Annotated in this window: 18 protein-coding genes and 1 pseudogene; 7 read left to right on the forward strand and 12 right to left on the reverse strand. The window is 44.2% G+C overall.

Going from position 1 to position 23,306, the window contains the following annotated elements:
* Window positions 1-33 precede the first annotated feature (33 nt).
* Both G476_RS0102745 and acpS read right to left on the reverse strand, forming a co-directional pair.
* Window positions 34-1,563, reverse strand: coding sequence for a bifunctional ADP-dependent NAD(P)H-hydrate dehydratase/NAD(P)H-hydrate epimerase (locus G476_RS0102745; RefSeq protein ID WP_026688735.1), 1,530 nt, complete (start codon window positions 1,561-1,563; stop codon window positions 34-36).
* A gap of 74 nt (window positions 1,564-1,637) precedes the next feature.
* Entirely contained in the window at window positions 1,638-1,994 is a 357-nt protein-coding gene (gene acpS / locus G476_RS0102750; protein ID WP_026688736.1) for a holo-ACP synthase, read from the reverse strand.
* Between the two features lie 126 nt (window positions 1,995-2,120).
* Between acpS and G476_RS0102755 the strand changes: the two genes are divergently transcribed.
* On the forward strand, window positions 2,121-2,891 hold the full coding sequence (locus tag G476_RS0102755) for a rhomboid family intramembrane serine protease (protein WP_026688737.1): 771 nt from the start codon (window positions 2,121-2,123) through the stop codon (window positions 2,889-2,891).
* Between the two features lie 196 nt (window positions 2,892-3,087).
* Here G476_RS0102755 and G476_RS0102760 read toward each other — a convergent pair whose 3' ends face one another.
* A complete protein-coding gene (locus G476_RS0102760) occupies window positions 3,088-4,152 on the reverse strand; it encodes an ABC transporter ATP-binding protein (protein WP_026688738.1) in 1,065 nt (354 codons plus the stop codon).
* Window positions 4,153-4,555: 403 nt separating this feature from the next.
* Between G476_RS0102760 and G476_RS0102765 the strand changes: the two genes are divergently transcribed.
* The 4 genes from G476_RS0102765 to arcA all read left to right on the forward strand — a co-directional run bounded on the left by G476_RS0102765 (window position 4,556) and on the right by arcA (window position 9,890).
* A complete protein-coding gene (locus G476_RS0102765) occupies window positions 4,556-5,887 on the forward strand; it encodes a cytochrome ubiquinol oxidase subunit I (protein WP_026688739.1) in 1,332 nt (443 codons plus the stop codon).
* Between the two features lie 12 nt (window positions 5,888-5,899).
* Window positions 5,900-6,928, forward strand: coding sequence for a cytochrome d ubiquinol oxidase subunit II (locus tag G476_RS0102770; protein WP_026688740.1), 1,029 nt, complete (start codon window positions 5,900-5,902; stop codon window positions 6,926-6,928).
* Between the two features lie 178 nt (window positions 6,929-7,106).
* Window positions 7,107-8,450 carry a magnesium transporter gene (mgtE, locus tag G476_RS0102775; protein WP_026688741.1) on the forward strand — a complete coding sequence of 448 codons (1,344 nt, stop codon included), beginning with the start codon at window positions 7,107-7,109 and terminating at the stop codon, window positions 8,448-8,450.
* 201 nt (window positions 8,451-8,651) lie between these two features.
* On the forward strand, window positions 8,652-9,890 hold the full coding sequence (gene arcA / locus G476_RS0102780) for an arginine deiminase (RefSeq protein WP_026688742.1): 1,239 nt from the start codon (window positions 8,652-8,654) through the stop codon (window positions 9,888-9,890).
* A 323-nt stretch (window positions 9,891-10,213) separates the two neighbouring features.
* On the opposite strand, the gene rocF is transcribed toward arcA, so the two are convergent.
* The 4 genes from rocF to pruA form a co-directional block, all read right to left on the reverse strand.
* Complete coding sequence (rocF, locus tag G476_RS0102785) at window positions 10,214-11,119, reverse strand: arginase (protein WP_026688743.1); 906 nt, start codon at window positions 11,117-11,119, stop codon at window positions 10,214-10,216.
* Between the two features lie 255 nt (window positions 11,120-11,374).
* Window positions 11,375-12,286: a proline dehydrogenase family protein gene (locus G476_RS0102790; protein ID WP_026688744.1), complete on the reverse strand. Its 912-nt coding sequence runs from the start codon at window positions 12,284-12,286 to the stop codon at window positions 11,375-11,377.
* A gap of 260 nt (window positions 12,287-12,546) precedes the next feature.
* A complete protein-coding gene (locus G476_RS0102795) occupies window positions 12,547-13,740 on the reverse strand; it encodes an ornithine--oxo-acid transaminase (protein WP_026688745.1) in 1,194 nt (397 codons plus the stop codon).
* A gap of 241 nt (window positions 13,741-13,981) precedes the next feature.
* Entirely contained in the window at window positions 13,982-15,532 is a 1,551-nt protein-coding gene (gene pruA, locus G476_RS0102800; RefSeq protein WP_026688746.1) for an L-glutamate gamma-semialdehyde dehydrogenase, read from the reverse strand.
* A 242-nt stretch (window positions 15,533-15,774) separates the two neighbouring features.
* Between pruA and G476_RS0102805 the strand changes: the two genes are divergently transcribed.
* On the forward strand, window positions 15,775-17,184 hold the full coding sequence (locus tag G476_RS0102805; protein ID WP_051314626.1) for a sigma-54 interaction domain-containing protein: 1,410 nt from the start codon (window positions 15,775-15,777) through the stop codon (window positions 17,182-17,184).
* 57 nt (window positions 17,185-17,241) lie between these two features.
* Here G476_RS0102805 and G476_RS0102810 read toward each other — a convergent pair whose 3' ends face one another.
* From G476_RS0102810 to G476_RS0102830, 5 genes and pseudogenes are all read right to left on the reverse strand, one after another.
* Complete coding sequence (locus tag G476_RS0102810) at window positions 17,242-19,008, reverse strand: ABC transporter ATP-binding protein (RefSeq protein ID WP_051314627.1); 1,767 nt, start codon at window positions 19,006-19,008, stop codon at window positions 17,242-17,244.
* Window positions 19,009-19,424: 416 nt separating this feature from the next.
* On the reverse strand, window positions 19,425-20,777 hold the full coding sequence (locus tag G476_RS0102815) for a GerMN domain-containing protein (protein ID WP_026688749.1): 1,353 nt from the start codon (window positions 20,775-20,777) through the stop codon (window positions 19,425-19,427).
* The gene (gene sigX, locus G476_RS0102820; protein WP_026688750.1) at window positions 20,774-21,301 is read right to left on the reverse strand and encodes an RNA polymerase sigma factor SigX; all 528 of its coding nucleotides are present in this window, start codon (window positions 21,299-21,301) and stop codon (window positions 20,774-20,776) included. Before sigX ends, G476_RS0102815 begins: the two co-directional genes overlap by 4 nt.
* Before the next feature lie 335 nt (window positions 21,302-21,636).
* Complete coding sequence (locus G476_RS0102825; protein WP_156906506.1) at window positions 21,637-21,930, reverse strand: glycerophosphodiester phosphodiesterase family protein; 294 nt, start codon at window positions 21,928-21,930, stop codon at window positions 21,637-21,639.
* A gap of 59 nt (window positions 21,931-21,989) precedes the next feature.
* Window positions 21,990-22,133 (reverse strand): annotated as a pseudogene (locus G476_RS0102830) (ATP-binding cassette domain-containing protein); the annotation flags it as partial.
* A 331-nt stretch (window positions 22,134-22,464) separates the two neighbouring features.
* Between G476_RS0102830 and G476_RS21135 the strand changes: the two are divergent.
* Window positions 22,465-23,205, forward strand: a complete 741-nt coding sequence (locus tag G476_RS21135; RefSeq protein ID WP_051314628.1) for a GerMN domain-containing protein — start codon at window positions 22,465-22,467, stop codon at window positions 23,203-23,205.
* Window positions 23,206-23,306 lie beyond the last annotated feature (101 nt).

Here is a 23,306-nt window from a genome sequence, read left to right on the forward strand (position 1 = left end):
TGTGTCATTTCGACGACAAAGGAGGGATACGTATTAAGGGTAACGGAGTGACAAGAATGCCGTTTGCAACTGATGAATCACATCTGTTGCCGTAACGCTCATCTCGTCCGCCTTTTGAATAAGCTGGTCTGCTGCATGTCCGTGTACGTACACCGCATTCAGAACGCCTTCGATCGGGTCTTGGTGCTGGTGAAGAGATGCCAAGATCATTCCCGTCAGCACATCGCCACTGCCCCCTTTTGCAAGAGCCGGGTTCCCTGAAAGGTTTACCCATTGCCTCCCATCAGGTGCAGTTGTGATTGTATATGCTCCTTTTAAGACAACGATCATTTGATAGTCTTTAGCGAAGGTACGGGCGATTTGAAAACGATTGGCTTCTACTTCTTGTATGGGCGTGTTCGTCAACAATGCCATCTCCCCCGGATGTGGAGAAATGACGGTTAACCCTTTGCGCCCACCCTTCCAATGGTCTATCTCTTTTGATAGATGGTAAAGGGCATCTGCATCCATGACAACTGCCCCGTCAAAATTCTGAAATCGTTCATACAAATCATACCGGTGGCTTCTTCCCATTCCCGGTCCGATGGCTACGCTATCGTAAGGTGTGAGGTCAAGTCCCTCAAGTCCACTCCAAGGAATCTCCCCGTCTTGTGATGGCATGTTCACCAAGGTCGCTTCAGTAGCAGTCTGGGTCACTAGTAATCGAATGTCTTCAGGCAGAGCCACCGTTAAGAGGCCAATGCCTGTTCTAAGAGCCGCTTGTGTAGTGAGACTCAGCGCTCCTGGCATCTTCTTGGAACCACCAATCACAAGACCTTTCCCGTTCATCCCTTTGTGAGCATTCTTTTTGCGTTTCGGAAGTGTGTGACTCACTTGTTCTTCAGACCATACGAACCGTTTGATCATCGTCTCCTTAAACGAACAGGACGGAATCCCGATATCAAGTACCTCCCATTTTCCATAAGCTTCTGCATAGGGATACAAGAATGTCGTCTCTTTCGGAGATTGCAAAATCAACGTTCGTTCCGCCTGAATATAAAGGTCAGCTTCAACACCTTCATCCGCAGGAACGCCACTTGGGATGTCCACCGAGATAACGGCACACGGGCTATCATTGACCCCTTGAACCACCTCGTCATAAGGAGCTCTCAGCTCGCCGGTCACACCGGTTCCAAGTAAGCAGTCCACAATGTGAGTAGAAGAAGCCAGCTTTTCATAAAACAGCTGGGTATTCTTTTCGTAAAAGGAAAGGTCATATCCGCACAAAGAGAAGATTCGTGCATGCTTTTTCGCTGCCCCTCGAAGTTTCTCTTCAGGTGCTACAACCCACATATCCACATTGAACCCCGCTTCAAGAAGCCTTCTTCCGATAACGAAACCATCTCCACCGTTGTTTCCGGAACCTACCACAACCATGATACGACTGTTAAACGATAGGATGTCCTTTAGCCTTGAAAAAACGGCGTTACCCGCATTTTCCATTAGCATCACGTCACTCAGACCAACTTCATTCATGGCATATGCATCGATTTGGCGCATTTCATCACCCGTTACCACGTACATGTTTGCGTACCCTCCCATCCGCAATAACACTATATGAGGCTGTCCCCAACAATATGCAGACTAGCCATGACAAGCTACACTTCCCATATCACCTGAGCTGCCGCGATCGTTTGTGTATGTGTAATCGAGATATGTACAGTGCCCTCTATACCTTGATGCAACCTTACGTGAGGCTTTCCTCTTTCATCTGCTAAAATAGACGCATCTTGAAAAGAAAATTGCTCTCCAATCCCACAACCGAACGCTTTCGCCAACGCCTCTTTTCCCGCAAACCTCCCTGCTAAAAATTCAATCTGCCGCTTCCCGTCAAGCATATGGAAGACCTCTTTTTCTTCGCCAGTCAATATCCGATCCGCAAAACTCTTTTTTCTTTTATATAACGATTCAATTCGCTCAAGTTCAATGACATCCAACCCGATCCCTTTAATCATTCTTTTTCCTCCAACGTTTTTTTCTAGTGTACCACCAGTAGCCTCATAAAGGCACCGCACCTGTTCATATGATAAAATAAGGAGAAATCATATTGAAACGGAACTTCATTTTAAAGGAGTATTGCCATGTTTATTCGCAATGAAAGCTTTCAATCTTATACTCGTTCTTACCCCATTGTAACGGGATTAATCGCCATTCATATTCTTTTGTTCCTATGGATGAACATCTTCCCTACCCTAGGAGGTAACTTCATCTATACTCGCGGGGTTGGTTACAACCTGTTTGTGATGATGGGAGAGTACTGGCGATTGGTTACACCTATTTTTCTTCACGTGTCCCCTATGCACATGCTCTTTAATTCGTTTTCACTCTTTTTGTTTGGTCCGGCTCTTGAACAGATGCTTGGAAAAAGCAAATTCATTGTCGCTTACTTACTTACAGGAATCCTTGCAAATATCGCCACACTTATGATTGGTGGTGTCGAATACCCACCTCATTTAGGGGCTTCCGGTGCCATTTACGGGTTGTTCGGATTATACCTCTACATGGTTTTACAGCGAAAAGACTTGATTGATTCGTCTAACGGCCAGCTTGTGATTACGATTTTGTTTATTGGATTGATCATGACGTTTCTCAATCCACAAATCAACATCTACGCCCACGTATTCGGCCTTATTGCCGGCCTTGCTCTTGGTCCGTTGATTCTTCAGAATGTGCAACCGTTCAATCCTTGGGCAGCTGCCGCACGAAGGCGTGAGCGTCTTGACGATGACGAGATTGGGTTCGACCCTGATCGCTGGGGAAAAAAAGCTAGAAACAAAGGGCGCACGCAAAAAATACTCTTCGCCATTATCGGTGTCCTTGTCGTCATTGGAATCTTATCGAGATTCTTTTAATCCTTAACTAAAAAAAGGTGCGATTTCACATTGAAATCGCACCTTTTTGAATGCGGTCACCTTTCCCCTTGACAAATCATTCTTTATTTATAATAATTATAAACAAGTAAATATTATAAAGATTTAAGAACCTAAAAAAGCACTTACCCTCTTCATCGTTACAATAAAGGGGTAAATGCTTTTCTAAATACATTAGCTACTCCACAAGAGCAACCAATTCCGGCTTAATATCAAAGGATACGATCGCACCAATTTCAACATCTTGCTCAATAGGGGCATAAAGAATCATCGGCTCTTCTGCAGACAATTCATCTGATTGGAGACGGACGTATAACTCTTGGTATTCTCCACCGTAAGTGACACGCTCGACTTTTCCGCAATATTGCCCTTCTTTCGCAAGGCGGCACCCTTCAGGACGAATAGATAATTTCACGCTATCGCTTTGCAGTCGCTCTTTCCATTGTTCCGGAAGGGCAACTTTACCGATATGAGTATCAATACACTTCTTCTCCATGTCCATCGTTCCTGTGAGAAGGTTTGTCTTTCCAACGAATTGCGCAACGAAACAGTTTTTCGGACAACGGTACATCTCTTTAGGCGCTGCAATCTGTTGAATGACTCCTTCATTCATGACGACAACGCGGTCGGACACGGCAAAGGCATCCTTTTGATCGTGTGTGACGATAATCGCTGTTGTGTTCGCTTTACGCAAAATGTTCGTTACATCAAAGCGCATTTTTTCACGAAGGCCCGCATCCAAGTTACTGAATGGCTCATCCATCAACACAACGTTAGGCTTAGGTGCTAGAGCACGAGCTAACGCCACACGCTGTTGCTGACCTCCAGAAAGTTCGGTAGGATATCGATTGGCATACTCCTCAAGACCAACGAGCTCCAATACCTCTTTCGCTCGCTTTTTCTTCTCACGTACACTCCATCTATTTAACCCAAACATCACGTTTTTTAAAATACTCATATGTGGAAACAGGGCATAGTCCTGAAACACCATACCAATTCCTCTTTTTTCTGGAGGAAGGGATTGTCTGTGGTTGACTACTTCTTGATCGTCAATGACTAGCTCTCCCGTGGACGGTTGCTCAAACCCTGCGATCATACGTAGCGTCGTTGTTTTCCCGCAACCACTTGGACCGAGGAGGGTAATGATTTCCCCTTTCTCAATCGAGAGATCAAGAGAGTCAACGGCTGGCTTTAATGTACTTGGAAAGAATTTCGTTATTCCTTTTAGCTGAATGAAACTCATATGTGTACCTCCAGTTCGCTCAATTCCAACACTCGGTCCCCACATTAGGGAACGTCTGAACTGTATGTGAATTCGTGATCCGTGCTTATTTAGAATCATTATTAGTTAGTTGAGAATGATTTTCATTATATATTGGAATTATAGCACACGACTTTTTTTGACGTCAACGAAGGAAGCGTGATTCGTCGAACTATTTTGTATACGCTTCACTTTTTTTGTACGATTGATTGGTTTCACTCCTGATAAGAGCTCCTCTATAGTGTATTTCTCCTTCATTTGTTTATGTTAGTGTCCTCTTTCCCCTCTAAAAACAGCAATCTTTTTTACTTTGGAAGAATAATGCATAATTCCCATTCTTCGTCGCACGATATAAAGAGCTTGTACGAAAGAGGAGCGGTGAAAGATGGATGAAGTGTTGTTAGCCAGAATGCTATTTGGGTCTTCCATGGCGTTTCATATTATTTTTGCCACATTAGGGGTGGGCATTACCCTGATGATTTTAGTAGCTGAAATTGTGAGGGCAATCAAAAAAGATGATCATTATGGCGTGATGGCGAAGCGTTGGACGAAAGGCTTTGCGGTCCTTCTAGGGGTGGCCATTCCGTCGGGTACGATTGTTGGCGTTATGCTTTCCCTACTATGGCCAGGGTATATGGCTATTGTTGGACGGGTTATTGCCCTTCCATTCCAAGTTGAAATCTTCGCTTTTTTCCTTGAGGCTGTATTCATGTCTATCTACGTATATGCAGCAGATCGCTTGTCTAACACGATGAGGATCATCAGTGTGGCATTGGTGGCACTCGGAGCAACCGCTTCTGCTGTGTTAATTACCGATGCTCATGCATGGATGAACACCCCTCGTGGATTTGACATCATAAACGGTGAAATTACGAATGTCGATCCGTGGGCAGCCGTGTTTAATCCGAGTGTGTATGTAACGGTTCTTCACGTTGTAAGTTCCGCTTATATGGCTGGTGCCTTTGTCTTGGCCTCCATTGCTGCTTTTAAACTATTGAAGAAGGATATCACGCCAGATGAGCGGTCTTATCACCGCAAGGGTCTGACCATTGCGTTAATCATTGGTGCCGTGATGAGCCTTTACACAGCATTGAACGGCCATGATACGGCAAAAATGCTGTACGAACATCTCCCTGTTAAACTGGCAGCGGCTGAAGGTTTGTTTGAAACACAAGACAATGCTCCGCTTGCTATTTTCGGTATTCCGGACCCTGAACGTGGCGAGGTTGTAGGAGGGCTTGAGATTCCCGGCATGTTGAGCTGGCTTGCGTCAGGCTCAACTGATGGCGTTGTGCAAGGTCTCTATGATTTCCCTGAGGAGTACTGGCCACCTCTATTTGTTCACACCTTATTTAATATCATGGTTGGAATCGGGTCTCTTTTGCTTGGGCTCTCTTTTGCAGCCCTCTTTTGGCGCTTTGTGTTCCCGAGAAAACCATTACCAAAGTGGCTTTTGGTCATCCTCGTGACTACGGGACCACTGGCAATGCTTGGTATTGAAACCGGATGGATTTTCAGTTGTACCGGTCGTCAGCCTTGGACCATTTACGGTGTACAACTTACTTCAGAAGCGGCGACCAATTCCGGAAACCTCGGATTCTTGTTCGCTTTATTTGTGACCCTGTACGTCACGCTGCTCGTGTTAACGGGACTTGTACTTAAATTCTACTTTGGGCGTAACCCCGTTCGAACGGAACTCGAAAAATTACAAGGATAGGAGGAAACGGGTATGACAGAGCCATACATTGCGATTACTATCATTTGGGCTTTCCTGTTTGTCTATGCCATCGCCGGGTCCATCGACTTTGGCGCCGGGTTTTGGGCGATGTATTACACTCGTAAAGAAAATACAGAAGCATCCGTTATTGCAAACCGTTACCTCTCCCCGTCTTGGGAAGTGACGAACGTCTTTCTTGTATTACTCGTCGTTGCCCTCGTCGGTTTTTTCCCGGGAGCTGCTTCGTATTTGGGTACGCTTATGATCTTGCCTTTTAGCTTCGTACTCATTTTACTTACCATTCGGGGGACGTTCATGGTGTATGCCTATTCGTCCAAAAAGTATTCCCGAATGCTTACGATCATCTCGGGTACGACAGGGTTGTTTATTCCAGCTTTACTTGTTGCTACGTTACCGATTGCCATTGGTGGATTTGTTTCCATCGGTGGCGATCGTGACTACTTGCTATTTAATGAAATTTTTACTTCACCCACTCTTTACACTCATATCGGCTTCGGGTTGAGTACGGAGTTGTTCTTAGCCGCTCTTTTGTTAAGTGACTATTCTCGAGAAGCCCAAAATGAAGAAACGTACTTGGTTTACCGAAGAAACGCCTTACTTATGGGACCAATCACATTGTTGTTCGCTGTGGCCGCTACATTTACCCTTTTACCGGAAGCAGGCTGGATGGTCGAAAACATGATGAACGTCTGGTATTTATTCGCCCTTTCCCTCGTGGCGTTTATTATTGGATATGGCGCCCTGTTCCTTCCTTCTCGCAAAGAAAATCCGGGGAGACCAAGGCTTGCCGTTATTTTCATTGTCATCCAATTCGGGCTCGCAAGTTTTGGGTACGGGTTCTCTCACATGCCATACATTCTCTATCCCGATCTAACAATCCAAGACGCCTTTACTGATCCAGCTATGTTTCGTTGGCTGTTAGTCGGGTATGGTGTTGGACTGGCTATTTTAGTGCCTGCCTTCGTCGTGTTCTGGCGTCTGTTCATGAAAGACAAGCGCTATTTGCAAGCAGAGAAATAAAGGAAGGCACTGAAAAAGTTCGATTTTAAACTTTTTCAATGCCTTATGGAGCTCGCTCATTCGTGTGCGAGCTCGGTTTTTGGTTTTTTGTTTAAACGTGCACAAAAGTAATGCCGCCGCTCACGAACAATGATACGATAAACAACGTGTCACACATTATTGGAGAGGAGCATGCGTAGTGGATCCCACTCGATTAACCGTGTTAACGATCAAATATTTAAAAGAAGGAAAGCGAAGTGCTCTTCAAACCATTTTGGAAGAACTCCATCCCTTTGACTTCGCTGAACTTTACCGTGCTTTACCGGAAAAACATCATTATAAATTTTTGACGTACCTAGACCCTGACCAGCTCGCCGATTTGATCGGAGAACTAGAGCCCGAGCATCAAATGGAAGTGTTACATAAACTGGGCATTGAAAAATCATCCAAGGTCATGGACATAATGGACAACGATGACTTGGCCGATATGCTCGGAGAATTAAGCGTCGAGCGCCTTGAAGAATATCTAGCTACCATGAAAAAAGAAGAATCCAACACTGTTCAGCAACTCATGAGTTACGAACCGGAAACTGCCGGTGGAATCATGACCAATGAATTTGTGTGGATTCGTAATCACTATACGGTTCGTGATGCCGTTGAAAAATTCAAGACCTTCGCGGAGCTTACAAGAAACATCTATTATTTGTATGTAATCGATGAAGACAAAAAACTCGTAGGGGTTGTTTCTTACCGCGACCTTCTTTTAGCAGACATGGATGAAAGAATCAGTGACATTATGTTTAACCGTGTTATCTCGGTCCCGGTGGAAATGGACCAAGAAGAAGTGGCCCAAATTATTCAACGTTACGACTTTCTCGCCTGTCCCGTCGTGGATGAAAAGAATGTTTTAAAGGGTATTGTTACAGTCGATGACGTCATTGACGTATTTATTGAAGAAGCAAACGAGGACATCGAAAAGCTTTCCGCATCCGGTAAGTCGATCGATTTTAATACGAAGTCCTACGTGGCTGCTTATCGACGTTTGCCATGGCTTGTCTTACTCCTTTTTATCGGACTCATCTCAGGAAGTATCCTTGACGGCTTTGAAGACACGTTGAACCAAGTGGTCGCTTTGATCTTCTTCATGCCGATGATAGCCGGCATGACCGGAAATACGGGAACACAATCGCTGGCCGTTGTCGTACGAGGACTCGTAACCAATGACTTGGATAAAAACACCGTCTTAAAACTCGTCTGGCGTGAGTTTAATGTAGGAATTATTATCGGAATTACTTGTGGTATTTTAGTTTTTTTAATCGCTACCGTATGGCAAGATCCAATGCTCGGTTTTGTAGTAGGTATTTCTTTATTTACAACCTTAATTATTGGAACACTAGCAGGTACGATCATCCCATTAACTTTATATAAGTTAGGGGTAGACCCAGCTGTTGCATCAGGACCATTAATTACAACGATTAATGATATCTTTTCACTCCTCATTTATTTTGGAATTGCATCGGCTTTACTTTTTTATTTGATCTAACCGAATTTTCCGCCGCCCTAAACGGGCGGCTTTTTTATGTTTGAAAACCTGACAAACTCCGCCTGTTCGATAAAGAAATGAGATATGATGATTGTTATTGGATGCTTATTTTTTCCTTTTTCAGGGTATTGAAAACCATCATAGATTGACCACCCTCATACATGATGTAGGAATATCATTCTTGAAGGAGGCTTCGGTTCATTGAATAAGAACGAACCATTACACATTTACTCTGAAATCGGACAATTAGAAACGGTCATCGTTAAACGCCCTGGTTATGAAGTGGAAAACCTTACACCAAATACGTTAAAACGGTTATTATTCGATGACATTCCTTACTTACCCGCAATCCAACGAGAGCATGACGCCTTTACAGATCGCCTTCGAGAACGAGGAACCGAAGTATTATATTTGGAACAGCTTCTAAGCGAAACACTCGATGACTCCATTGTACGCCACCAGTTCCTTGACCAATTGATTACAGAAAGCCAAGCGGATTTATCTTGTTCAAGGCAGACCCTGACCGAGTACCTCAGTTCTTTTCCCGTACCGGAAATGGTCGAAAAAATCATGGGCGGAGTAAGAAAGTCAGAAATTAGCGAGGAACGGAAAACCAATTTATACGAACTCATGGAAGATCACCATCCCTTTTACCTCGATCCTATGCCTAACCTCTACTTCACAAGAGACCCTGCTTGTGTGATGGGAAACGGCATAGCCATTAACACGATGGCAGAACCTGCGAGAAAGCGAGAATCCATGTTTATGGATTACATCATGAAGCACCACCCTTCCTTTGAAGGGAATGCACCTGTGTGGTATGAACGAAACGCCCCCTACTCCATTGAGGGAGGCGATCAATTAGTATTAAATGAACAGACCATTGCCATTGGCGTAAGTGCCCGAACGACACCTCAAGCGATTGAGCAGCTGGCTTCAAACTTGTTCGCCGATCGCCCAACATTTACGCGCATCGTGGCCATTGAAATACCTAAATCTCGTGCTTTCATGCATTTGGACACAGTTTTCACCATGGTCGATCACGCTCAATTTACGATTCATCCGGCCATTCAAGGCCCTGATGGAAGAATGAGAATTTACTTAATTGAAGCGGACCAAGATGAGCCAGGGAAAGTCACGATCAAAGAACGACACCATCTAATCGACACGTTAAAGGAAGTGTTGGTTCTCCCTGAAGTGAACCTTATTCCGTGTGGCGGTGGAGATGAAATCGCTTCTGCAAGGGAGCAATGGAATGACGGGTCGAACACGCTGGCTATTGCACCAGGAGTGGTCGTCACCTATGACCGCAATTACGTGTCGAACCGATGTTTACGTGAAGCTGGTATTGAAGTCATTGAAGTTCCGAGCTCAGAGCTGTCTCGCGGACGGGGTGGACCACGGTGCATGAGTATGCCGATCCGACGGTCTTCGGTGTGACTTTATATCATGAAAGAGAGGGTTCCCGAGTGTGGGAGCTCTTTTTTTGTAGGTAAGGTTGTGCTGAGGTACATGGTTGTGGTTGGGAAGATCTTTCGAGGGTCGTATAACGTACTTATTTTTGGTTTGGCGGAGATAAATGTGTAATTAGCGTACTTATTTTTCAATTGTCGGCGATAAATATGTAATTGACGTACTTATTTAATATTTAGCGGCGTTAGCTCCTCGCGCTCCCTCCCCTCCCACAAAACACCCAAATAAAAGAATAAAACACCCTGCTCTCCACTCTCATGGGAAACAGGGTGCTTGTCCTATGTGTCATCTTACAGTAGCTTTTCTCCAAACAAAGAACCGATTAACCCGACAGCAGCTTCAGCCGTTTGGTTCTTCGAATCCAAAATTGGGTTTACTTCTACAAACTCCACGCTTGTAAGTAAGTCTCGTTCAGCCAACATTTCCATCGCAAGGTGAGTCTCACGATAAGAGGTTCCACCAATAACAGGCGTACCTACACCAGGTGCATCATGTGGGTCGAGGGCATCAAGGTCAAGACTCAAGTGAACGCTGTCCGTGTTTTTGGATACATGTTCAATGGCTTCTTCCATCACTTTTGTCATACCCATACGATCGATCTCATGCATCGTGAACACCTTTATTCCTTTTTCACGAATCAACTCGCGTTCACCTTCGTCCAACGAGCGGGCACCAACGATAACAAGGTTTTCGGGCTTGATCTTCGGCGCGTATCCTCCGATTTCAGTTAGAGAAGGATGTCCGATTCCAAGGCTTACCGCAAGAGGCATCCCATGAATGTTACCGGATGGGGAAGTTTCCCCTGTGTTTAAGTCTCCGTGAGCATCAAACCAAATTACGCCGAGGTTCTCACATTTATTTGCCACACCGGCCAATGTTCCAATGGCAATACTGTGGTCTCCTCCAAGGATTAACGGGAAGTCTCCCTCGTCTACCGCTTTTGTGATTTTATCAGAAAGCTCCTGATTGGCTTTTACTACTTCATTTAAATCTTTTAGGTTGCCTTCTTCAACGACGTCATATTTTTCAGGGCGGCCGATCTCAACGTCTCCGCGATCTTTCACATCGTACCCGAGTTTTTCAAGTCGCTCTACCACTCCTGCATAACGAATAGCGCTTGGTCCCATATCCACGCCACGTCGACGTTGGCCCAAGTCCATTGGTACACCGATGATTGAAATTCGTTTGTTGTTCATTGACACTGCACCTCACCTTTTCCATATGTTTCGAATGTTACTGCGCTCTAAAAACGATCATTCCATTCAACTGAACGACCGCTCGGGAGAAAGCGCCTTCCCGAGCAACTTGTCAGGTGAAGAATGACCGTTTCAATCTACCTACTTTAGTATTACGAAGTTCCACGTCTTTTAGCAAACGGGATAGAGCCATGTATGGGCGTATAGCCCAAGCTTGAAAGGGCTCATATGCGTTCTGCTCCCGTATTCATGGCTTTACTTAGAAAAGAAGCCTCTAAGGGCAAATGATACGTTTTGGGGACGTTCTGCAAGACGCCTCATGAAATATCCGTACCAGTCTTCGCCAAATGGGATGTACACTCGCATTTTGTAACCATCATCGGCAATTTCCTTTTGCAGTTCTGCGCGGAAGCCATATAACATCTGAAATTCAAACTGGTCTCGTGAAATATTATGTTCTTTCACAAACGCTTTAATTTCATTGATGATGTTATGATCGTGTGTAGCAATGGCGGCATAGCTACCATTTAATAAGTGAAGTTTGATAATGTTCAGATAATTTTTGTCGATGTCTTGGTCTCGTTGGTACGCCACTGAAGGAGACTCTTTGTAGGCCCCTTTAATCAATCGGATGTTCGTCCCTTCAAGAGCATTTACGTCTTTTTCAGCGCGGAATAAATACGCTTGGATCGCCGTTCCAACGTTGTCGTATTGTTTACGCAAATCATTTAATAAATCGAGAGTAGGCTGTAAGTGGGTGTAGTCTTCCATATCAATGCGAACGAAATTGTCGTATTTCTTTGCCGTATCTAAAATACGGATCATGTTCTCGCGACAAAGGTCCACATCCACATCAAGACCGAGCTGCGTCAATTTTAGCGAGAGGTTACAGTTAACCCCTGTCTCTGCAATCGCTTCCAAAGTTCGAATACAATAATCAGCTGAGTCAATCGCTTCCTCACGGTTAAAAACAAATTCTCCAAGATGGTCGACTGTACAAACAAGCCCATCTTCATTTAACTTCGCGGCTGTTTCCATTGCTTCTTTAATGGATTCACCGGCAATCACTTGTTTGGCACCTAATCTTGGTCCCCATTTTGTTGCTTTATTTTTAATAAATTTGTTTTGCGCCAGGAAGAGAAAGAAATTTCTTGTGATCATCTCCATCCATGAGCCCCCTTACCCTTCACGCCCAGTGCGTGAAATCTGATGTTTTGACACTACTACCAGCATATTTGCGACTAAGAAATTTAAGCACGGCACCTGCCTACTTATCCTTTTCACCAAATCGCTCAAAACTAAACCCGTCTGCTTTCCCCGTAAGCAAGTCGGTTTAACTAGAGCCGCTGCTCTCTTTAATAGGGGGGATTCCCCTACCGCAAAGAGCAGGCCTACTCTAGATTAATAAAACAATGACGTTATCGGCATTATGCTGATAAGACTTTACGAATGCGCTCCAACGCCCACTCCAGATCCTCTTCAGAGATCACTAGAGGTGGGGCAAAGCGAATTACATTTTCGTGGGTTTCTTTACAAAGAAGACCCAGTTCTTTTAGTTCTTCACAATACGAGCGTGCCGGTTCCGTTAGTTCAACACCAATGAACAACCCTTTTCCGCGCACTTCTTTAATTTTCGGATTGTCAATCTTATTCAGCTCATCCATAAAGTAATTCCCTAGGTTTAGAGAGCGATCCACAAGTCCTTCTTCTTCAATTACTTCAAGAGAGGCAACGGATACGGCACAAGCAAGTGGATTTCCTCCAAATGTAGAACCGTGAGAGCCTGGCTCAAACACCCCAAGCACGTCGTCGTTGGCACAGACAACACTGATTGGCATGACGCCCCCTCCGAGTGCTTTACCGAGAATATACATATCCGGCTCAACGTTTTCCCAATCACAAGCAAACAACTTACCAGAACGCCCAAGACCTGCTTGAATTTCATCAGCTACGTAAAGAACGTTGTTTTCTTTACAAATGTCGTAAGCTTCTTTCAAGAAACCTTCAGGTGGCATGTTGATTCCCGCTTCTCCTTGAATTGGTTCAAAGATAAACGCTGCTGTATTCGGTGTAATCGCATCTTTAAGGGCTTGTGCGTCCCCGTAAGGAATTACCTTAATCCCTGGAAGCATTGGTCCAAAATCCGCTTTGTATTCTTCGTTTGAAGAAAGAGACACAGCTGTCATCGTACGGCCGTGGAAGTTCTCTTCACAAACAATGATTTCTGCTTGATTCTTCTCTACACCTTTTACACGGTAAGCCCAGCGACGTACAGCTTTAACTGCTGTTTCAACCGCTTCCGCCCCTGTGTTCATAGGAAGGATCATGTTTTTGTTCGTCATTGCCGTCACTTTTTCATAAAAAGGACCCAGTTGATCGTTGTGAAACGCGCGAGACGTCAACGTGATGCGGTCAGCCTGGTCTTTTAATGCTTGAATGATCTTTGGGTGACGGTGACCTTGGTTTACTGCAGAGTAGGCGCTAAGCATATCGATGTAGCGGTTGCCTTCCGGATCTTCAACCCAAACACCCTCTGCTTTTGAAATGACAATCGGTAGTGGATGATAGTTTCTCGCACCATACTTCTCTGTTAAGTCAATAATCTCTTTGGTTTTTGCCATTTAGACGCCTCCATTCTGTGATAAACGTTTCAAAAAGACCGGGGATGAGCCGGTCTTTTTGATGCTCTTTTCGTAAAACATTCTCTTACAAAGGCATTGGGGATCTTCAGTTTATGTCTTTCGTTTTGCTTCGTAGATCCTCCAAACTCCTAATTGATGCTTTCGCGCGAGTATTTCTTTGCGTAAAATTAAATGTTAATCACTTGAAGCAACACTACTTCTTTATTTAGCAACTGGTCAATTAAAACTGATCTGTAACTGTTTTTGGCTGTAGGAAGTGCAAGAGGTAGTCAGGTCCTCCAGCTTTGGAGTCTGTTCCTGACATGTTGAATCCACCAAATGGCTGATATCCAACAATTGCTCCTGTACATCCACGGTTGAAGTAAAGGTTTCCAACATGGAAATCTTCACGAGCTTGCTCTAAACGTGCACGGTTGTTTGAGATTACCGCACCAGTCAGGCCGTAATCTGTGTTGTTCGCAATCTCAAGGGCGTGATCGTAATCTTTCGCCTTAGTGAAGGCAACAACAGGTCCGAAGATCTCTTCTTGCATGAGACGCGCTTCTGGGTCAATGTCAGCAAAGATGGTTGGTTTCACGAAATAACCTTCGGAAGCGTCACCTTCTCCACCTGCCATGAGACGACCTTCTTCTTTTCCAATCTCAACGTATTTCATGATTTTATCGAACGCAGCTTGGTCGTTTACAGGACCCATGAAGTTGCTGTTGTCGTTGAAAGTTGCTCCAACTGCTAGCTCTTTCGTAAGCTCTACAGAACGCTCAAGAACTTGATCGTACACATCTTCGTGAATAACCGCACGGGAACATGCAGAACATTTCTGACCCGAGAATCCGAACGCAGAAGATACGATCGACTGTGCCGCAAGCTCTAGATCTGCTTCTTTATCCACAACGATGGTGTCTTTTCCGCCCATTTCAGCGATAACACGCTTTAGCCACTTTTGACCTTTTTGTACTTTAGCCGCACGCTCGTAAATGCGTACTCCAACGTCACGGGATCCCGTAAAGTTGATGAAGCGTGTGCGTGGGTGGTCGACGAGGTAATCCCCGATTTCAGCACCGCTACCAGGAATGTAGTTTACAACGCCTGCTGGCATACCCGCTTCTTCCAAAACTTCCATGAACTTGTATGCGACAACAGGTGTCGTTGTTGCTGGCTTAAGAAGGATCGTGTTACCTGCAACCATCGGACCTGCCACTGTTCCTGCCATGATGGCGAAAGCAAAGTTCCAAGGCGAAATCGTAACACCGACACCTAATGGAATATAGTTGAATTGATTATCTTCAATGTCACGTGAATTGATCGGCATGCCGTCTTTCAAACGATTAATTTGACGAGCATAATACTCTAGGAAATCAATCGCTTCAGCAGTATCAGCATCCGCTTCATTCCATGGCTTACCTGCTTCGTACACTAAGTAAGCAGAGAACTCATGCTTACGGCGACGAATCATGGCTGAAGCACGGTAAAGAATGTTGGCACGGTGCTCCGGCTTCCACTTTCTCCACGTTTCGAACGTCTCATCGGCAATTTTGTGCGCTTTTTCAGCATGATCTTGTGTTGCTTTTGAAACATAACCGACAACTTCTTTATGGTTGGCCGGGTTTTCTGATACGAATTTATCTTCAGTCATTACGCGCTCTCCGCCAATAATCAATGGATACTCTTTACCGAGTTCTCCACCAACTAATTTCAACGCTGCTTCCATCTCTTTACGGTTTTCCTCTACTGTGAAATCCGTGAATGGTTCGTGTTTGTAAGGTACTACCATGGAAAATCCACTCCTTTTAAAAAGATTCATCAAAATATTAATGTTTACACTTTTCTAATAATGCAAGAACCGTGCCAAAACGAAAACCCTTACATGAGCGGGCGCTCAGTTCTCCTATGTGCAAAAAATGATGGCGGTGAAAAATAATTTTGCGGTTTTTCCGCAAAATGTGTTTGCGCCTCCTAAAACGGGAAGGGTAAACTATAGCTATTGGCTATGCAATCAGGTGAGGGGGGTTTTTTATGTACGATGAGCGTTTGTTACCAAAGCTTGACTATATTTATCATCAGCTTCTAGATGCGGTAGACGTGGGCATTCACATTGTTGATCATGAAGGTGTGAGTGTTGTTTATAACCGGAAAATGAGTGAAATCGAGGATATGGACAAAATTGATGTTCTCCATCGTAATATCATGGATATTTTCATGTTCACCGGTGAAGAAGAAAGCCGCTTGATGCAAGCCTTACGTAAAGGAGACCTTCGAAAAAACGCCAAACAAACGTATTTTAACTATAAAGGACAAGAGATTACAACGATAAACGATACGTTTCCCCTTCGAAGCGAGGGAGGCGATATTATCGGAGCCGTTGAAATCGCGAAAGACATTACTCGCCTTGAACGACTGACTCGGGAAAACGCTCGGGAAAAACCTGACGCTAGATACACGTTTGACCAAATTATCGGAAAGAGCGATGCAATCATGGAGGTCATCTCCAACGCAAAACGAGCGACCCGAACAACTTCCTCTGTGTTAATTACCGGAGAAACAGGAACAGGGAAAGAGCTTTTCGCTCAAAGCATACATAATGGAAGTGAGCGCTCGTCCAAACCATTTATCAGTCAAAATTGCGCCGCACTTCCGGATACACTTATTGAAAGTATTCTGTTCGGTACAGTCAAAGGTGCGTTTACCGGGGCCAATGAACATCCCGGTCTTTTTGAACAAGCAGACGGCGGCACCTTACTTCTTGACGAGATCAACTCGTTGAGTGCTCCTCTTCAAGCAAAGCTATTACGCGCGTTACAAGAGAAGAAAATCCGGCGTATCGGCGACACAAAAGATAGACCTGTGGATGTACGTATCTTGGCTACTGTAAACGAGGACCCCCTTGTTTCCATAAATAAAAACGACCTTCGAGAGGACTTGTACTATCGATTGAGCGTTGTATCCATCGTTGTTCCACCTCTTAGAAAAAGAAAAGACGATCTTGTACACTTGGTCGAACATTTTATCGAGAAATACAATTACCGTTTTCAGTTGAAAGTTCCCTGCGTATCGCTAGGCGTTATGGAGCTGTTCAACGAATATGACTGGCCTGGTAACGTACGTGAACTAGAACATATGATTGAAGGCGCTATGAACCTGATCCAATATGACGAGGAGATCGATTACACGCACCTCCCTCCTCACGTGAGACACAAGTTCCCTTTATATGCGACGTACTCTTTCGCCCCGGTTCAGGCTTTTCCTCCAGCCGTGGAAAAGAAACCGAATCGCACTCTTCAATCGTTTATGGAAGAAGCGGAACGAGTCTATATTGAAGAAATCCTGCAACAATGTGAATGGAACGTTACACAAGCTGCAAAAGAACTTGGCGTAAGCCGACAAAGTCTTCAGTATCGTTTGAAGAAATATGGGATTAAAAAGTAATCTAAGAATCTAAAAAGGCTGTGATAAGACAATCGTCTTCCTCACAGCCTTTTAAAGTTAAGCCAGCTTCTGCTGATTCACAAAGCTCTTATAACGCTCATTTGACTCGTACAATTCCTCATGCGTTCCTCTTCCGGTCACTTCACCATTTTCCAGTACGATGATTTGGTCCGCACCAAGCACCGTTGAAAGGCGGTGTGCGATGACCAACGTCGTTCGATTTTTCATGACGTTGTCTAACGCTTCTTGAATTTTTTGTTCCGATTCACTGTCCAAACTAGACGTTGCCTCATCGAGCATGAGTAAAGACGGATCCTTGATTAACGCACGCGCTATGGCGATACGTTGCTTCTGCCCACCAGAAAGCTTAATTCCTCGCTCCCCCACTTCCGTATCGAAGCGATCGGGTAAGGATAGGACATATTCATCGATATTGGCAAGCTTTGAAGCTGCAAGTAGTTCATCATCTGTCACCGTTCGCTCTACACCATAGGCGATATTCTCTCTAATCGTCCCTGCCATTAGTGGACTCTCTTGAGACACATATCCGATGGATGTGCGCCACGACTGCAAGTCCAATTCATGAATCGCCTTGTTTCCTGCTTCAATGGTGCCTTCCGAAGGGGTATAAAACCGTTCAATAAGAGAAAACAAGGTCGACTTACCACTCCCGCTCGGACCAACAATTGCCGTCACTTGATTTGGAGGAACTTCAAACGATACGTTACGCAAAACCGAATCGTTCTCTCCGTAATGAAAGCTTACATCGCGAAAAGCTAGGTGCCCCTTCTCCCTTTGTTGGTTATGACCTCTCCGGTAATCTTCCTCTTCCAGATCATAGAGGGCACGAATTCGCTCTGTTGCACCCATCGCTTTTTGTACCTCGGCAAAAAACGAAGCGAACCGACTTACCGGTACCACGATCATGAACAGATATAAAATAAAAGCGACCAATTCACCAGCCGAAATCGCCCCGGAAGCGACGCGCACGCCTCCGTAACCGATAATAAAAACAAGCATCCCCATCATGGCAAACGAAATTAAAGGGTTCAGAAATGCAAATACCTTTGCCTCTTTTAAACCAAAGGTAAACAACCCGTCCACTCTCTCTTCACCGCTCAATGCTTCTTTTTTCTCTGCACTATAAGCTTTTACAAGACGAATCTCTGATAACACTTGGGTAAGAACCGTTGTGAAGTTGGCCATCTCCTTTTGTATCGACTTTGAAATGCGATACATCTTTCTCCCCAAAGGAATGATGATAAACAAAATGACCGGCACAACAGAAAGCATCACAAGGGTCATTTGCCAATCGAGAAAAAGCAAGATCACTACTGCTCCAATGATGGAGATGATCCCTGTCACAGCTGAAACGAGATGATTTGTAATCAGTGCTTTTACAATATTCGTGTCATTTGTAATCCTACTAATCGTTTCCCCTGTCCGATTCGTATCGTAATACGATACAGGCAGCTTCAACACTTTATTCCAAAGTCGAATCCGCAAACTTCGTACGACATATTCACCGACATAAGTAAGGAGGTATATGGAAAAACCTGTAGAAATCGCCTGTACAATAAACAAGGCCACAAATCCTAAAATTAAGCGTGTATCAAGAGCACCTGTAGCAAGCTGATCCACAACGTTTTGCGTAAATAAGGGAATGACGAGCCCTACTCCAGTTTCAATCAAGCTAAGAAATAAGGCAATCGCAACAATCCATTTCGGCGGTTTTGTTTGCTTCACCATTTCCCAAAAAGCGCGAAACGTCACTTTTTCATTCTCATCTTGTATGTCCTTCTCTTCAACCGTGTCGTTTTTCATCTTATTCTCCTCACTTGGCCTTTCGACATGAACATTTCCCGGGAAACACCCTTCGACTTCTCTTCATTCCCGCCGTCGTTTCTCGTAACATAACGGTGTCCTTCGTATTTTTTCCTATGATTCGCCACGAACATACATGAAGGGAAATGTTCATGTATTTCCTACGGATTAAAAATGGATTGGTTTCATAGTAAGAAACGAATTTCTCCTTAAGTACTGATCTTACCTTATTACAATAAAAATGAGTTTCCCTTACGTCAATTTCCAACGCCCCGCTGAACGCCAGCAGTCCCCTATCCGCGCGGTTCCGGCGAGCATTCACAAAAAAAGTAGCGCAATAAAAAAAGAGTGATACTCACTAATCATTAGAGTACCACTCTTTCTATATTACCTGGTTTAGACCCAGCTTGTTCATGTTATTGCTCATTAGGCTTGCGATCTTCTGGACTCACTTGTTCTCCAAGCGTAATTCCGTCCACTTCGGTTGCACCTTCACCTTCAAAAACGACATAATCATAGCCGTATTCTCCCGCGGTATAAAGAAGTGCTTTTAGCATCATTCCTTGTTCTTTAGACCCTTCTTCAAAGGAGTACGCTTCATCAAAGGTAATGATAAGACCACCATTCTCTTCCTTAACCTCTGAGATCAGCTCTCCTTCTTCGGAATACTCCGGAAGTGGGGAATGAAGGTTAGCATTACCTTCCATCTCTTTCATCCACTCTACTGTTTCTTCGAATGTCCCCAAGGATTCGTCTTCCGAGAGCACTTGAGAACTGTGAACAAGGACCGTTTCGCCGGTTTCTGTTGTGTACAGTACATATCCTAATGGACCTTCACCGTTACGTAGATCCCAAGATTCTACAACTCCCTCGGCTCCGAATAAAAATCCGTCTTCACCTTCTGTCGTTAGAACGACTTGTTCATACCCTAAAGAAGTAAATACTTCCATTATACCTTCACGATAATTATTCGTTTCGGAGCTAGAAAGACTCGCATAACGCTCTTCATCTTCTTCAGTGAAATCCAGTTGTACCGTTTCATCATTGATAAACGTAATTTCATTAAGACCCGGAAGTGTCAGTTTTTCCGTTTCTCCCTCTTCTGTTAAGAGTTGTGCCAGGAGCTCTTCTAGGGGCTCAGTTGTTTCAACTGTTTCGTTCTTGATAGCAACAACGAAATCCGTTTCCGTACTATACACGTAAGGAACTGGGAGCGTGACCATTCGCGTCTCTTGCTCTTGTTCTTGTTCTTCCTGTTCAGTTTCAGTATCATCGTTTTCTTGGAGGTCTGCCGAATTGACTTCATTTTCCTCATCACGCTCAATAGAGTCTGATTCTCTTGTGACATTTTCTTCATAATCTGCCTCTTCACCTGCGCTGTCATCTGTAGCCGGGGCTTCGTGACTTTCAGGTTCCGTTTCCATATCGTCTGATACTTCCTCATCTTCTTCTACGTACATAGCCGTTTCATTATCTGAGGATGAATCGCCCTGATCAGAGGAATTCAAGATCAAAGACTGCTCATTTTGATTGGATAAAAAAGATGGCACAATGAGAACAAGGAGAAAAATCGCAGCCGCACTTGCCATGACTGGGTAGAGCCATGGTTTTTTCTGACGGATAGCAGCCCTTTGCGGTGCAGGTTGTTCAGCTGCGCGCTTTTCAATTTTGGCGAACAAGTCATCTTTTGATTGGCGGTCTTTTATGGGGGGAAGATCTTTTAACGTATTTTCAATGTCTTGTTCATCCCAGCGAGACTTTTTTGTCATGTTCTGGCCTCCTTCTCTCCTAAATGCTTCTTTAACGCTTTAATTGCTCGGTGTTGTGTGGTTTTTACTTTACTTTCCGTCCAGCCAAGAACAGCTGCCGCTTCTTGTATGGACATGGATTGAATATATCTTAGAATGAGCACTTGTTTTTGATCGTCCGTACAGTGCTCCATCATTTCATATACGTGCTTGACGTCTTCATTTTGTTCTACAATCTCGTCAGGAAGTGGTGAAGGATCGTGGATTTCGAAGGCTCTCTCTGAAAGCTCATACTGCTTACCGATCCACTTTCGCTTCTTTCTGTTTTGACTTCGCATCCAATCAATTGCCACATGCTTCGCAATGGAATAGAGCCACGTCTTTTCAGAGCTCTTTCCTTCAAACCCTTTGTAAGAATGAAGGACTTTTATATACACTTCTTGAACCAGTTCTTCCGCCGTTTCACGGCTTCGAACCATGTAAAACAGGTACTGGAATAACGCGTGATGATAGGTTTCATACAAGCGTTCGAACTCCTCCCGCACAGTTTCCCCTCCCTGTCATTATAATTTGTCGATATAAATGAGTAGATGTTACATGTTTTTTCACATTTAATTGTTTTATTTTGAAAATACCCAAACCCAATATAACGAGCCGGCTATAAATCCAATAATGGTCAACAAAATAAATAATTGAATATTCTTTTTACGCATACCCTTTTCCGCCTTCCTACATTAAAAAATACGATACTCGTTATTATACCAAACGATATTTTAAGAGGACAGGCTAGCCTTTTAATAACCATAAAAAAAGAGGTTGATCCAAGTCGTAATGGATCAACCTCCCATGAACGTTTGAGGCACTCTTTTCTGTTATTTTCTCACTGTCCCTCTCGTATGCGAATCGCAAGCTCGGGATCATCAGTGATCACTCCGGCTACAGGCAAGCTCAAAAAGTATGCAAGCCACTTCGGATCGTTTACCGTATAAGGACGAACAGGAATTCCTTTAGACTCCATCTCTTCTATTTCTTCTGTCGTAAACATTGGGAAATAGTAATGAAAACTGTCGAACCCATGTCGCTTTATATAATCAACCGTATCCAAAAGCGTTCCGTGCACGAGGGCCGCTCGCTCCACCTCAGGTGCAACTCTCTTTATCTTCTCCAGTGCCATATGATCAAAGCCGTTTACTCATCTTTTTTACCTTTAATCCAAAAATGATATTCTCTGCTTCGAAGTAATGTACTCTTCCCGCACCCCGAAGGACCGACCAAAATAAAGAATTCACCATCTTCTATTCTTACGTTCACGTCATCTACAGCGAACGACTGATGATCATAGCTTTTAGACAGGTGAACTAAATCAATTTGTTTCATACTGTATCCTCCTCACTATCGCAATTCCTCCCCTATACTAGCAGTCATATATTGACCGAATATGTAGGTTGTGTAGTCGTTTTGTGTATTTCTTTTCGACCTGTTCACGTTCTACGCTTTCAATTTACAAACCGATTTCTTATGTAGGGAATGTAAACGATATTATTTTTCCATATCAAATAGTCACAGGAGAAGGTGCGTGCCTCCCGTGACTTTCGACATGTTTTCGCATTTTTTTCAGAAAATATGAAAGAAGATGTGATAATCTTGTAACGGATTTGAAAAGGAAACGACTAACTCAATAACCAAAAAGATGAAAGAAGGGGTCATTATGAAGAGAGCAAAATGGTTGTTTGTGACGTTAAGTGCAACATTAGTCTTGGCTGCATGCGGTCAGGGGGAAACCGACGAGGATGTATCTGGAACAGATGGAGACTCTGCAGAAGAAGTGGTAGAAGATGACGTAGAGGACGGCGACGAAGAAGAAAGTGCCGACGATGAAGCAGAAGACACAGAGGTTGAAGAAGCGACTGAAGAAGACGACGCTACGGAAGATGAGGCTACCGAAGAAGAGGAAGAAGCCACAGAAGAGGACGCTTCTACTGAAGACGAAGCTACTGAGGAAGAAGCGGCTGAAGAAGAGGAGGTTGCAGTCTTGAACGGCGTAACTTACTACTACAGTGACGATCAATTAATGGATACGTACCGCGTGTCCACAAGCGACTCCGTAACGATGGACGAGGCAGGAGCAAAGGAAGTTGTTCAAACGTGGATTAATGGGCCTGAGAAAGACGGGTTGATGGGCCTTTTACCAAGTAACGTATCGGTTCAAAGTGTTGAGTTTTCTGATGGTGTTGCCCATGTCTCATTCTCTTCAAACATCAAGGAAACAAACCTTGGTTCTTCAGGAGAATTGATGTTCACTGAACAACTATCACTCTTAATGACTCAGTTTGGATATGACCGCACTCAGTTGCTTATTGATGGTAACGTGCCTAATGAATTTCTCGGTCACATGGATGTAAGTGAACCATTCCAAGCACCTTCATCGGCTGAATACAGCGAATATTAAAGGAAGCCAAAAGTGCCGCACTCACCTGAGTGCGGTTTTTTTGTAGCTATTTCGCTATAATAGAGTCAGAACATTCACGAAACACAGAAAGGGAGATCATT

Source organism: Alteribacter aurantiacus DSM 18675 (assembly GCF_000429705.1).
Lineage (GTDB): Bacteria > Bacillota > Bacilli > Bacillales > Salisediminibacteriaceae > Alteribacter > Alteribacter aurantiacus.